Source organism: Kitasatospora purpeofusca (assembly GCF_036010405.1).
Lineage (GTDB): Bacteria > Actinomycetota > Actinomycetes > Streptomycetales > Streptomycetaceae > Kitasatospora > Kitasatospora purpeofusca.
The window spans coordinates 4,084,218-4,097,174 of the sequence record NZ_CP108561.1 but is presented as its reverse complement, the minus strand read 5'-3'; the positions used below and the strand labels follow the sequence as shown (position 1 = coordinate 4,097,174).

Sequence of the window (12,957 nt, the reverse complement as noted above, 5' to 3'; positions counted from 1 at the left end):
ACAGATCGAGAGCGACGTTACGCGCCGTGGCCGGGTGGTGACCATCCGATGAGGCGGCTATTCCCGTTCTTGCCTAAAGATCTTGGCCGGAGCAGGAAGTCGACCCCATCGACTTCCTGCTCCACGGCGACTGCACGCTCAACCGGTCAAACGCAGCGCGTAGTAGGCCTTCAGTGCAGCGTCGGCGCCGGAGCCGGTGGCGGTCATGATGCGCTGGCCTCGGGCCGATCGCAGGTCGCCGGCCGTGAGAATCCTGGGGTGCTGGCGGTCGGGTGGGCAGTAGCCGTCCTCGCCCCGGACCAGGGTGCCGGGCAGAGCGGCGGGGCGGACGCCCAGGTTCACGAAGACCATGCTGGGCGCGAAGGTGCCCAACTCACCCGCCGTGACATGGCCTTCGGGGGAGCGGTGGAGATCCAGGGTCTCGGTCTCCAGCAGGGTGACCCGCGGATCGTCGCGGACCTCTTCGGCCTTGTAGGCGTCGCCGGGCGGGTGCGGGACCACCAAGTCGAGCGCGACATCGGGGTGGGCGCGCAGCAGGGTGCCGAGGGGGCGGTCGGCGCCGAGGACGAGGGTGCGGCGGCCGGCCAGGAGCACAGCGTCCGCCTCCCAGAGCGGCGGCGGCGCCTCGACGGCGGAGGTGAGCCAGGCGGCCTCGTCCGGCCTGGCCGCGCGGACGCCGGTGGCGACGATCGCGTACCGGCCGCGCACGGTGGCCCCCGAAGCGGCGAGGTGGACGGTCACGCCCTCGTCGTCGGCGTGCAGTTCGGTCGCCGGGGTGCCGAGCAGGAGGTCGCAGGAGTCGGCGACCCGCCGGACGTCCGCCGCGACCGCGTCCGCGAAGGCGGTGCCGGTCGCGAAGCCGAGCACATTGTTCACGGCCGGGACGCGCCGCAGGGTGGCGCCGGGTTCGCGTCGCTCGACCAGGGCCGACCGCAGTCCGACGCTCGCCGCCATCACCGCCGCCGCACAGCCCGCAGGCCCGCCGCCCACGATCACCAGGTCGTACGTCACCACGGTCCGAACACCCCTCTGTCGTCGGCGACCGACGCGCGGTCGCGCCCGTATCGCGCAGCGTAGTGCGGACCGCGAAGGGGAAAGGGACCGGCCGGCGCCCTGGTGAGGGGCGCCGGCCGGTACGGGGATCAGCCCTGCGGCGGGGCCGGCGGCTGGTACGGGGATCAGCCCTGCGGCGGGGCCGGCGGCTGGTACGGGGCGGCGGGAGCGGCCGGGGCAGTCGGGGCGGCGGCCTGGTACGGCGAGGGCTGCTGGTACGGCGCACCCTGCGGCGGGTACTGGCCACCCTGCGGCGGGTACTGCGCGTTCGGCTGGGGGTACTGGCCGCCCTGCGGCGGGTACTGCGCGTTCGGCTGGAACGGCGGGGCGGCGGGCGCGGCCGGGGCCTGGGAGCGCGTGACCGCGGCCTTCACCGCGTTGATGATCAGCAGCACCGGCAGGATGAACGCCTTGAAGAAGATCGCGTAGGTGCCGCCCTCGAAGACGAAGGCCAGGTAGTACGCATAGCCGGTGAAGCCGAGGCCGACGAGCACGTTGAGGGCGCGCCAGCCGACCTTCAGGCCGCCGACGTTGATGGCGCCGATGACCAGCAGGGCGATGCCGCTGAAGGCCAGCAGGACGACGTACCAGGAGAAGAGCGGGTCGACGTCGAAGTCGAGGTTCACGAGTGGTTCCTGTTGTTGCCGGGCTCGGGCGGACGCGAACGGGCGGCCGCCGGGGGACGAGTGGGGACAGTACTGGAGTGCGATGACATCCGTCCTCACGATTTCATCACGGTGTCATCGCCGAATCCGCCCGGCGAACCTCCCTTCCACCCCTTGAAAAACGCTCAGGAAGCGTCCGTGCGTTCGGATATGATGCGCCCGTCGCTGGTGGTTGGGGGGCGAAGCAGCGACCCGGGTGAGAGTCCCGGTGCGGCCTCCCACCTCGGCGGAACCGCCCTGCTGCCGGGTTCGTCGGGTTCGCCCGCCTTTCTTCCAAGAGGTCCCCCGTGCGTATTCAGCACCGCAGATCCCTGGCCCTCGCCGCCGCTGCCACCCTGGTCTCGGGCGTGGCCCTGACCGCCGCCCCCGGTGCGGCCGCGCTGTCGCGCTCCGGGGGCAGCGGTGCGCTCCTCGGCGCCCCCGCCGGGGCGGGCACCCCGGGGCCGATCGGGACCCCTGCGCGGCGCAGCCCGGTGACGGTCACCGTCGCGGGTTTCCCCGGCACCCTGACCGCTGGTGGTCCGGCCGCGGAGTTCACCGCCACGCTGAGCAACTCCGCCGACCACGCGGTCGACGTCACCACCGGCTTCGTCGTCGCGAACGTCGATGCCGGGATCCGCGAGAACCAGCTCACGCTCGGCCACCAGTCCCCCGGCGGGGCTTCGTGGAAGCCCGCCACCCTCATCCCCGGCGCCAGCACCGGTGCCACCTGGAACCTCGACACCTTCGCCACCCGGCTGAGCCTGCCCGCCGGTGCCTCCGCGACGTACCGGCTGCGGCTGGCCGTCACCGCCGACGCGCCCACCGGCCGGGCCACCGCCGGGTTCAGGGCGGTGGTCGCCGACCCGACCCTGCCGCCGGAGAGCCGGATCACCGAAGCGGCGAGCCCGCAGCGGGAGTTCACGGTCACCGCAGACGGCCCCACCGGGACGCCGACGACCGCCCCCGCGCCCGGCGTGCCCTACCTCGGCCTGGACGCGGTGCCCGGCTCCTTCACCGCGGGCGGCGAGCCGAAGCCGTTCCGGCTGACGCTCACCAACCGCAGCGGCAAGGACGTCGTCTTCCTGCCCGAACTGACCTTCCGGGGAAAGAACCTGCCCGCCGCCGAGGCGGTCAGGCTGGAGTTCCGGGCGCCCGACGGCGAATGGCTGCCGGCCGTGGACGGTGGTCAGGGCGGGTCCGGCGGCCAGGGCGGGTCCGGGCGGCTGACGCTGACGCTGCGCACGGGCGACAAGGAAGCCTCGCTGGTACGGCTGCGCGACGGCGAGTCCCGGACGCTGAACGTGCGGCTGGCCTTCGCCCAGGACGCCCCGGCCGGAGTGCTGTCGCTGCTGCCGACCGGGAACAGCCTCCCGACGGCCGGGACCGGCACGGGGGTGCCCGCCGCCGGCTCGGCGGTCGACATCACCGTGGCCGCCCCCGCCCCGTCCGCCGTGCCGAGCGCCCCGCCCGCCGAGGCCGGCGGCTCGCCGTCGGCCCCGGCCGCGCCCCCGGCTGCCGAACCGCCCGCGCCCGCCCCCACCGCGCCCGGGGTCGGACTGGCGGCGGTCACGCCGTCGGCGGACCCGAGCGGCACACCGGCGGCCGTCCCGGTCTCGGAAGTCACCCAGACGCCGCCGGGCACGGCGGCCGTCCCCGCTCCGGCGGTCACGGTGACCGTGGCGGCGCCCCCGGTGCCCTCCGTGGACCTCGCCTCGACCGGCGGCTCGTCCACCAACACCCCGATGGCGATCACCGGCGCCACCTCGATCGCGATGGGCATCGGCACCCTGGTGGTGGCCCACCGGCGCCAGCGGACCCGTCCGGCCGGTGTCCGGACGCCGCTCCCCGCCGGGGGTCCGGCGGCGGGACCGGGCCCGCGCCCGGCCGCGGGCGGTACGGCGCCGAGGTCGGGGGCGGCTCCGGCCGTCCGGCCCGCGCCGGGTCCGGCGGCCGGTCCGGCCACCGGTCCCACCGGCCCTGCCGCACGCTGAGCCGGACAGCCCGGACAGCCCGGACAGCCCGGACAGCCCGGACAGCCCGGACGGGCGCGTGACCCATGGCCCGCGCGAGTGCCGCGCGGGCCCGACCCGACAGGAGCGACCGAGGCATGGCCGACCACGAGGTGCTGTACGTGTTCTGCGGCCCGGACGGTATGCACGGGAACGCGCTGGGCGTCGTCCGGGACGGCGCGGCCGTGCCCGCCGAGGCGGACCGGCAGGCGATCGCCCGGCGGCTCGGCTTCAGCGAGACGGTGTTCGTCGACGACCCGGAGAGCGGCGCGATCGACATCTGGACCCCGACCCTGCGCCTCCCCTTCGCCGGCCACCCGTGCGTCGGCGCCGCCTGGCTGCTGGGGGTGGACCGGCTGGTCACCGCTGCGGGCGTGGTCGGGGTGCGGCACGACGGCGAGTTCACCCGGGTCGCGGCTCCGGCCGCCTGGGCGCCGCCGCGCACGCTCCGCCGGTACGCGACGGCGGCCGAGGTCGACGGACTGGCGGTGCCGCCGCCCGGTGAGTGGATCTATGCCTGGGCCTGGCAGGACGAGGCGGCGGGCACGGTCCGCGCCCGGGCCTTCCCCGGCCGGGGCGACGGCATCGACGAGGACGAGGCGACCGGCGCGGCCGCGCTCCTGCTGACGGCCGAGCTGGGCCGGGGGCTGACGATCACCCAGGGGCTCGGCTCGCAGCTCGTCACAGGGATCCCCGGGGAGGGACTGGTCGAGGTCGGCGGCCGGGTCCGCCACGCGGACGGATGACGCGGACCGACAGCGCGGACCGGTAGCCCGGACCGACAACACCGTCCGGGCGGGGGTCAGCCCCGTCGGGCGGGGCCCGGCGAGCCGAGGCTGAGCAGCGGTTCGGCCTTCCGCCCGGCGTTCGCGGCCGGGACGGCGGCGGCCCTGGGCCGGTTCGCCGCAGCGGTGGGCACGCTGTCCGGAGCCGGAACAGGAGCCGGAACCGGTTCCGGTTCGGGCTGCGACGCGTGGTCGAGCGGGCCGAGCGGGCCGAGGGAGTCCGCCTCGCGCCGCAGGAGCAGCACCCGGCCGACGGGGACCAGGGCGAGGTGGGTGGCCGCGACGCCGACGACGGCGAGCAGTATGTGGTCGACGTTGAGCACGTGCCCGGGCGCCCACGAGGAGAGGAACTCCAGTGCGGTGGCCAGCAGGGCCGAGGCGCCGGTGGTGCGCAGGAAGGACGGGAGCCAGGGGGTCCCGAGCCGGCCCCCGGCGAGCGGGAGCAGGACACCGAGTGGGGCGGGCAGCAGCAGCTCGCCGAGCAGCTGACCTGCGGAGGAGAAGCGGAGCGAGGCCAGTGGCGTCAGGTTGGCGTCGTAGACCCAGGCCACCGGCAGTGGTCTCAGCACCAGCCAGCCCAGCAGCAGCAGGTGGAGGGCGAGGCCGAACCGTCCCACCGCCCGTAGTCGACTCCGGTAGTGCTGGACGGCCGTCGCCCGTCCGGTCTCGGTCCGCACGTCGGCACGCTCCCCGCGTGTCGTGGTGCCATCTCGCTGCACGGGAGGAAGGACGTGTTCCGGCGGCGCGACGGTTCCACCCCCGGTGCGAAGTTTGCGTCGCACGCCGGGGGCTGGTGCTCGCCCCCGGCGTGACCGCCGGGTGAACCCGCCCGGCGACCGCTCCTACCGGCAGGGCGGCGCCGTGGTCGGGGCGGAGGGCGACGGCAGCGCGCCGAACACGTTGTCGGCCGGACCCGTCGGCGCGGCCGAGGCCGTCGGCGACACCACCGAGGGCGAGGGCGAGGGCGACGCGGCCGGTGAGCCGCTCGTCGGGGCCGGGCGCACCGGGGTGGTGGGCACCTGGGTGGGCACCGGCGCGGCGGCGGCCGCGGGCGCGGTGGGCGTCGGCGTGCCGTGCGCCGCCGCAGCCTGCGGCGGCCCGCCGACCGCCCCGGAAGGTGTGCCCGGGGCCGTCGGTATCCGCGCCACTGTCGGACAGGCGGTCCGGCTGGCCGGCGCGCCCGCGTCGACCGGGACGGCCGTCGGACGGATGCCGCAGCCGGCGGCCAGCACGGCCAGCCCCACCAGCGCGGCGGCGGCGAGCGGGCGCCGCAGCGGGCTCGTTCCTCGGGTCACCGGGCACTCTCCTCGGCGGTGTCGTCGGCCGGCGGCGGCTGGGTCAGCGGCAGGGTCAGCGTGAACACCGCCCCCACCTCGCCGTTCGCGGCCGTGATGGACCCCCCGTGGATCTGCGCGTTGGCCATCGCGATGGACAGGCCCAGACCGCTGCCCTCCGAGCGCGCCCGCCCCTTGTCGGCCTTGTAGAAGCGGTCGAAGACGTGCGGCAGCACGTCCTCCGGGATGCCGGGACCGCTGTCCGACACCGCGACGACCACCGTGTCCCCCTCCTCGCGCACCCGCACCCGCACCGGCGAACCGCCGTGCTTGAGCGCGTTGCCGATCAGGTTGGCGAAGACGACGTCCAGCCGGCGCGGGTCGACCACCGCCAGGATGCCGCGCGGGGCGTCCAGCTCGACGGCGTCGTACCAGGCCCGGCCGTCGATGCAGGACATGATCAGGTCGGCTATGTCCACCTCGTCGGCGACGAGCTTGGCGGTGCCGGCGTCGAAGCGGGTCACCTCCATGAGGTTCTCCACCAGGTCGGAGAGCCGCCGGGTCTCGCTGACCACCAGGCGCACGGCCGGTTCGATCATCGGGTCCAGCGACTCCGCCTCGTCCTCCAGGATGTCCGTCACGGCGGTCATCGCGGTCAGCGGGGTGCGCAGCTCGTGCGACATGTCGGCGACGAACCGCCGGCTCTGCGCCTCGCGCGCGCTCAGCTCCTCGACCTGCCCGTGCAGCGACTCCGCGGTCCGGTTGAAGGTCCGCGCCAGGTCGGCGAGTTCGTCCGAGCCCTCGACCTCCAGCCGAGTGTCCAGATGGCCCTCGCCGAGCCGCCGGGCCGCGTCGCCCAGCCGCTTGACCGGCCGCAGCACCGTCGCCGACGCGGCCTGCGCCAGCAGCGCCGAGCCGATCAGCGCCAGCAGGGTGGCGATCGCCAGCGACCAGCCGAGCGTGTTCAGGTCCGCCCGCTCGTTCTCCAGCGACTTGAACATGTACGCGGTCGGGCCGGTCGTCACCACCTTGGTGCCGCCGATGACGAACGGCCGCCCGTCGAGGTTCTGCCGCTGCCAGTACAGGTGGTAGGTGTACGGGTTGGACTCGGTGAGCTCGCGCGGCTTGCCGACCGCGGTCCGCAGCGCGGTCGGCACACTGGCGATCGTGTACTGCGCCGAGCTGGACGAGGCGACGCAGTTCGGCAGCGCCGGATCGGCCACCACGACGTCGTAACTGAGGCCGGAGCTGGCGACGGTGCTCGCGAGCGCGTTCAGGTCCTCGCAGGTGGCGTTCAGCGGCAGGTTCGACACGTTGCGGCTGAGCGAGACCCGGAAGTCGTTGAGCGCGGTGTCCTGGGCCCGCTTGAGCACCGCGTCGCGGTTGAGCCAGTACGCGATGCCGGACGCCGAGACGGCGGTGGTCAGCGCGACCGCGGCGAACACCGCGATCAGCCGCACGCGCAGCGAGCGCAGCCGGCGCCACGGGCCGGAGGAGAACCGGGCCGTCGTCTGTTGGTCAGTCACAGGAGCCTGTCGTTGCGGAGGCGGTCAGTGCGCGCGGCGGGATATCGCCGGCGCCGGACGGAGGTGGGCGGTCACGTGGGCCGGGCCGGTCACGCCGGGGGGTCCAGCCGGTAGCCGACCCCGCGCACCGTGCGGATCAGCGTCGGCGCCGAGGGCACGTCCTCGACCTTGGCCCGCAACCGCTGCACACAGGCGTCCACCAGCCGGGAGTCGCCCAGGTAGTCGTGCTCCCAGACCAGGCGCAGCAGTTGCTGCCGGGACAGCGCCTGCCCGGGCCGCCGGCTGAGCTCCAGCAGCAGCCGCAGCTCGGTCGGGGTGAGCTGGAGGTCCGCGCCGTCCTTGGTGACCGTCATCGCCGCCCGGTCGATCACCACGGTCCCGTACACGGACGAGTCCGAGCTCTCCCGTTCGCCGCGCCGCAGCACGGCCCGGATCCGGGCGTCCAGGACGCGGGGCTGGACGGGCTTCACGACGTAGTCGTCCGCGCCCGACTCCAGGCCGACCACGACGTCGATGTCGTCGGACCTGGCCGTCAGCAGGACGATCGGCAATTGGTCGGTGCGGCGGATCCGGCGGCACACTTCGAAGCCGTCGATTCCGGGCAGCATGACGTCCAGCACGATGAGGTCCGGCCGCTGCTCCTTGAAGAGCCTCAGGCCGTCCTCGCCGGACGCGGCGGTGGCCACGCGGTGGCCCTGGCGGGTGAGGGCGAGTTCGAGGCCGGTGCGGATGGCGTCGTCGTCCTCGATCAGAAGGAGGAATGGCACGGCCTCATTCTGGCCCACCCAGAGCGGCGAATCACCCCCCACTGTCCGCCCGGGGGCCGCACCCGCCCCGTCCGCCGCGCGGCCGGGAACCGGAACGCCCGCTACCGGCGTCCGTCAACGGCGGGACGGCGCACGGGACGAAAGCCCCGGCCCTGTGACAGCCCTGTGACAGTCGACGGACAGCGCCATCACAACCGGCGGGCAGGATTTTCCATGTCGCCGCAGGACAGCGGGCCAATCGGCCCACTGGACGGCGGCAACGGAACCGCTCGAACCGATCCAGAGGGGGCGCACGATGAACGCCACGCTTCAGACCCGGACCAACCCGGCCGTCCTGACCGCGCGTTCGTCAGCGACCGCCCACCGGAGCCGGTTCGAGAGCGGGGCGGAGGAGACCTCCGGTGCCGTGATCGCACGGGGATGCGCCCACAGCACCGGTGGAAGCACTGTCGCCCGCCGGGTGAGCGGCGGCGGCAGGACGGGGGAGTTGCACGGGATCGGCCACCGGGGGAACACGGCCGATTCCGCCGCGACCTTGACGCTGCGGGGGATCCTCCCCGTCCGCGTCGAGGGCACGGAAACCCCGGCGGGGAACCGGGGTATCGGGGGAACGGGCCTGCGGAAGGCCGACTCGGGGGAGTCGGCCGGCCGCGAGGCCGCCGGTGCGACGCTGCTGCGGCTGAACCCCGCAGCGGCCCGCACCACCGGGCAGACGGCGGGCGGGGCGGCGTTCACCGCGGCGCAGGGGGAGCGCCCGGCGGTCGCGGAGGACCACATCACGGAGTTCACCGTGTACGTGCGTGAGCGCCGCGCCTCCCTCTACGCCACCGCCTACCACCTCACCGGCGACCGCTACGAGGCCGAGGACCTGCTGCAGAGCGCGCTCTTCAGCACCTACCGGGCCTGGGGCCGGATCACCGACAAGGCCGCGGTGGGGGGCTACCTCCGCCGCACCATGACCAACCTGCACATCTCCGCCTGGCGGCGCCGCAAGGTCAACGAGTACCCGACCGAGGAGCTGCCGGAGACGGTCGGCGACACCGACGCGATGGGCGGCACCGAGCTGCGCGCCGTGCTCTGGCAGGCGCTGGCCAAGCTGCCGGAGAACCAGCGGACCATGCTGGTGCTCCGCTACTACGAGGGCAAGACCGACCCGGAGATCGCCGACGTGCTCGGCATCAGCGTCGGCACCGTCAAGAGCAGCATCTGGCGCGCGCTGCGCCGGCTGCGCGACGACGAGCACCTGAACACCTCGGGCGACACGATCCGGGCGTTCGGCGAGCTGGTCGCGTAACGCGACCAGGACAGGGACTCCCGTCGGGGGACGGGTAGCAGGACGGATGCGGACCAGGCGGCGCCGACTCGGGGGAGCGGCGGCGCAGGGGGGGAGCCGTGACCGTCCGGGGAAGGCGGCGGGCCCGGTGCGGGGGAGACGCACCGGGCCCGCCGTTCCGCGTTGCCCGGAGCACCCGCCCGGCGCACCCGCCCGGGGCGACCGTGAGGGCCGGTGCTCCGTACCGCCGTTCCGGGCCGGTGCTCCGTACCGCCGTTCAGACCGCCGAGAGCTCCCCGGCCCGGGCCGCCGCGCGGATCCGCCGCTCGGCCTCGGGCCCGGCGCACGGACGCGCCCCCAGGGCCACCTGGCGGCCGACGATGCCCCGTTCGGCCCGCATCAGCCGCCAGCCGCGCCGCAGCAGCACGGGCAGCGACTTGCGGCCCTCGCGGACGTCCCGGCGCAGCCGCCACCAGGCGGTCGTGAGCGCGCCGTTGCGCAGGCACAGCGCGTCGCCCAGCACCTCCGCGGCGGCGCAGTCGGAGGTGATCTCGGCCGCGAAGATGCCCTCGGCGACGAACGCGGTGGCTCCGTCGAGCTCCAGCACCCTGGTGTCGACCCGGCCGTTGGCCGGGATCGAGTACACCGGCACCTCGGCCCTGCCCGTGCCGCACAGGGCGCGGATGGCCGCCACGGCCTGGTCGCGGTGCCAGGACAGCGGGGAGTCCCAGTCCACCGCCCCGTCGGGCAGCAGGGGCAGGCTGGGGTCGTCGCCGTCCTTGTAGAAGTCGTCGAGCTGGAGCACGGGCAGGCCGCTGCGCTCGGCGAGCGAAGACTTCCCGGAGCCGGAGGGCCCGGAGAGCAGGACCACCCGGGCAGGGGCTATCGACACAGGGTTCAGCGGGGAGTCACTCACGGGACACCAGTCTGACGCATCGGGGCCCGATGCCGAAACCCTGTCGACGGGCCCCGGGAAGGACGGCCCGGGAAAGCCGGTCCGGCAAGCAGGACCCGGGAAGGACGGGGAAGGACGGGCCCGGGGAAAGGGGCGGCCCCGGGAAGTACGACGGACCCGCGCCAGGGGGGGAGAGGCGCGGGTCCGTCCTGTGACCGTCCGGGCCCTGGGGGGGTGAGGGCACGGGGGACGGCCAGTCTGTGGAGTTGTCACCGACTCGCGGTCACGGAGCGTAGCAGCTCCGAGGGGCCGTAGGTCAGATACCCATCGGGTGCCAGACCGTTTTCGTCTCCAGGAACGAGAGTAGCCGGTCCGTTCCGGGAGCACCGGTCCAGTCCTGGGCGAACGGGTCCGGTACCGGCCGGATCACTCGCTTCAGGGTATCCGCGGCCAGGGCCTCCAGGCCGCCCGCCGCGCCGGGACCGTCGGCGGCGATCGCGCCGGTCAGGTCCAGCGCGTTGACGTCCTGGTGCGAGGCCAGGGTCGGCGCGATGTCGGCGGTCCGGCCGGACAGGATGTTGACCACGCCGCCCGGGACGTCCGAGGTGGCGAGCACCTCGCCCAGGGACAGGGCGGGCAGCGGCGCGTCGGCCGCGGCCGCCACCACCACGGTGTTGCCCGTGGCGACGGCCGGGGCGATCACCGAGACCAGACCGAGCAGCGAGTGACCGTAGCCGGCCTGCGGCGCGACGATCCCGACCACGCCGGTCGGCTCCGGGGTGGAGAGGTTGAAGTACGGACCGGCGACCGGGTTGGCGCCGCCCGCGATCTGCGCCACCTTGTCGGTCCAGCCCGCGTACCAGACCCAGCGGTCGATCGCGGCGTCCACCAGGGCGGCGGCCTTCTTCGCGCCGACGCCCTCGGAGAGCGCCACCTCGGCGGCGAACTGCTCCCGCCGGCCCTGCAGCATCTCGGCGACCCGGTACAGCACCTGGCCGCGGTTGTACGCGGTGGTGCCGGACCAGCCCTTGACCGCCGCGCGGGCGGCGACGACCGCGTCGCGGGCGTCCTTGCGGGTGCCGAGCGGCGCGTTGGCCAGCCACTCGCCCTTGGCGTCCGTCACCTCGTACACCCGTCCGCTCTCGGAGCGCGGGAACTTCCCGCCGACGTACAGCTTGTAGGTCTTGAGGACATCAAGACGGCTCACGACATCAGACATCGAGGTAGGCCTCCAGACCGTGCCGGCCACCCTCGCGGCCGTAGCCCGACTCCTTGTAGCCGCCGAACGGCGAGGTCGGGTCGAACTTGTTGAAGGTGTTGGCCCAGACGACGCCGGCCCGGAGCCTGCTGGCCGTCCAGAGGATGCGCGAGCCCTTCTCCGTCCAGATGCCGGCGGAGAGGCCGTACGGGGTGTTGTTGGCCTTCGCGACCGCCTCGTCGGGGGTGCGGAAGGTCAGCACCGACAGCACCGGGCCGAAGATCTCCTCCTGGGCGATCCGGTGGGCCTGGCTGACGCCGGTGAACAGCGTCGGCCGGAACCAGAAGCCGGTGCCCGGCAGCTCGCACGCGGGCGACCAGCGCTCGGCGCCCTCGGCCTCGCCGGCGTCGGTCAGCGCGGTGATCCGGGCCAGCTGCTCGGCGGAGTTGATCGCGCCGATGTCGGTGTTCTTGTCCAGCGGGTCGCCGACCCGCAGGGTGCCCATCCGGCGCTTCAGCGCGTCCAGCAGCTCGTCCTGGACCGACTCCTGGACCAGCAGGCGCGAACCCGCGCAGCAGACGTGGCCCTGGTTGAAGAAGATGCCGTTGACGATGCCCTCGACGGCCTGGTCGATCGGCGCGTCGTCGAAGACGATGTTGGCGGCCTTGCCGCCGAGCTCCAGCGAGAGCTTCTTGCGGGTCCCGGCGACCTGCTTGGCGATCGCCCGGCCGACCGGGGTGGAGCCGGTGAACGCGACCTTGTTGACGTCCGGGTGCGCGGTGAGCGCCGCACCCGTGCTGCCGTCGCCGGTGACGATGTTGACGACGCCCTTCGGCAGGCCCGCCTGGCGGCAGATCTCGGCGAAGCGCAGCGCGGTCAGCGGGGTGGTCTCGGCCGGCTTCAGCACGACCGTGTTGCCGGTGGCCAGCGCCGGGGCGATCTTCCACGCCAGCATCAGCAGCGGGAAGTTCCACGGGATGACCTGGCCGGCCACGCCCAGCGGCTTCGGGTTCGGACCGTAGCCGGCGAAGTCCAGCTTGTCGGCCCAGCCCGCGTAGTAGAAGAAGTGGGCGGCGACCAGCGGCAGGTCGACGTCGCGGGTCTCGCGGATCGGCTTGCCGTTGTCGATCGACTCCAGCACGGCCAGCTCGCGGCTGCGCTCCTGGATGATCCGGGCGATCCGGAACAGGTACTTGGCGCGCTCGCTGCCCGGCAGCGCCGACCAGTCGGTGAAGGCGGCCCGGGCGGCGGCGACCGCGCGGTCCACGTCCTCGGCGGTGCCCCGGGCGAACTCGGCGAGCACCTGCTCGGTGGCCGGGTTGACCGTCTTCAGCGCCTCGCTGCCGGAGGAGTCGACGAACTGGCCGCCGATGAAGTGGCCGTAGGAGCTGGCGATGTCGCCGGCCGCGGCGGGCGACTCGGGGGCCGGGGCGTAGCCGAAGAGGCCGCCCGCCGGCTTGCCGGCCGGCTCGGCCGGGGCCTGCGGCGCGGCCGCGGGCGCTTCGGTCTTCTTGGTGTTCTTGGCCATGA

12 protein-coding genes are annotated in these 12,957 nt (G+C 74.4%); 3 read left to right on the top strand and 9 right to left on the bottom strand.

Annotated elements, in window-relative coordinates; translation table 11 throughout:
- Window positions 1-138: 138 nt before the first annotated feature.
- Window positions 139-1,014 (bottom strand): FAD-dependent oxidoreductase, encoded by an 876-nt coding sequence (locus tag OG715_RS17965; protein WP_266269804.1) that lies wholly within the window; start codon window positions 1,012-1,014, stop codon window positions 139-141.
- A gap of 164 nt (window positions 1,015-1,178) precedes the next feature.
- The gene (locus tag OG715_RS17960; RefSeq protein WP_266269803.1) at window positions 1,179-1,679 is read right to left on the bottom strand and encodes a hypothetical protein; all 501 of its coding nucleotides are present in this window, start codon (window positions 1,677-1,679) and stop codon (window positions 1,179-1,181) included.
- Between the two features lie 326 nt (window positions 1,680-2,005).
- Here OG715_RS17960 and OG715_RS17955 point away from each other — a divergent pair, with 326 nt between their 5' ends.
- Window positions 2,006-3,691 carry a hypothetical protein gene (locus tag OG715_RS17955; protein WP_266269802.1) on the top strand — a complete coding sequence of 562 codons (1,686 nt, stop codon included), beginning with the start codon at window positions 2,006-2,008 and terminating at the stop codon, window positions 3,689-3,691.
- A 116-nt stretch (window positions 3,692-3,807) separates the two neighbouring features.
- Window positions 3,808-4,455 carry a PhzF family phenazine biosynthesis protein gene (locus OG715_RS17950; RefSeq protein WP_266269800.1) on the top strand — a complete coding sequence of 216 codons (648 nt, stop codon included), beginning with the start codon at window positions 3,808-3,810 and terminating at the stop codon, window positions 4,453-4,455.
- A 56-nt stretch (window positions 4,456-4,511) separates the two neighbouring features.
- Here the strand turns inward: OG715_RS17950 and OG715_RS17945 are convergent, their stop codons facing one another.
- From OG715_RS17945 to OG715_RS17930, 4 genes are all read right to left on the bottom strand, one after another.
- Window positions 4,512-5,171 carry a VanZ family protein gene (locus OG715_RS17945; RefSeq protein WP_266269799.1) on the bottom strand — a complete coding sequence of 220 codons (660 nt, stop codon included), beginning with the start codon at window positions 5,169-5,171 and terminating at the stop codon, window positions 4,512-4,514.
- 165 nt (window positions 5,172-5,336) lie between these two features.
- Window positions 5,337-5,789: a hypothetical protein gene (locus OG715_RS17940; RefSeq protein WP_266269798.1), complete on the bottom strand. Its 453-nt coding sequence runs from the start codon at window positions 5,787-5,789 to the stop codon at window positions 5,337-5,339.
- Window positions 5,786-7,294 carry a sensor histidine kinase gene (locus OG715_RS17935; RefSeq protein ID WP_266269797.1) on the bottom strand — a complete coding sequence of 503 codons (1,509 nt, stop codon included), beginning with the start codon at window positions 7,292-7,294 and terminating at the stop codon, window positions 5,786-5,788. Before OG715_RS17935 ends, OG715_RS17940 begins: the two co-directional genes overlap by 4 nt.
- Window positions 7,295-7,383: 89 nt before the next feature.
- Window positions 7,384-8,061: a response regulator transcription factor gene (locus OG715_RS17930; RefSeq protein WP_045938110.1), complete on the bottom strand. Its 678-nt coding sequence runs from the start codon at window positions 8,059-8,061 to the stop codon at window positions 7,384-7,386.
- Window positions 8,062-8,662: 601 nt separating this feature from the next.
- On the opposite strand from OG715_RS17930, the gene OG715_RS17925 reads away from it, so the two are divergent.
- The gene (locus OG715_RS17925; protein WP_407661117.1) at window positions 8,663-9,355 is read left to right on the top strand and encodes a SigE family RNA polymerase sigma factor; all 693 of its coding nucleotides are present in this window, start codon (window positions 8,663-8,665) and stop codon (window positions 9,353-9,355) included.
- Window positions 9,356-9,611: 256 nt separating this feature from the next.
- On the opposite strand, the gene OG715_RS17920 is transcribed toward OG715_RS17925, so the two are convergent.
- From OG715_RS17920 to OG715_RS17910, 3 genes are all read right to left on the bottom strand, one after another.
- Entirely contained in the window at window positions 9,612-10,250 is a 639-nt protein-coding gene (locus OG715_RS17920; protein WP_266269796.1) for an ATP-binding protein, read from the bottom strand.
- A 295-nt stretch (window positions 10,251-10,545) separates the two neighbouring features.
- The gene (locus tag OG715_RS17915) at window positions 10,546-11,448 is read right to left on the bottom strand and encodes an aldehyde dehydrogenase family protein (protein ID WP_266269794.1); all 903 of its coding nucleotides are present in this window, start codon (window positions 11,446-11,448) and stop codon (window positions 10,546-10,548) included.
- Entirely contained in the window at window positions 11,441-12,955 is a 1,515-nt protein-coding gene (locus OG715_RS17910; protein ID WP_030393420.1) for an aldehyde dehydrogenase family protein, read from the bottom strand. The genes OG715_RS17915 and OG715_RS17910 overlap by 8 nt, the downstream gene beginning before the upstream one ends.
- Window positions 12,956-12,957: the final 2 nt, after the last annotated feature.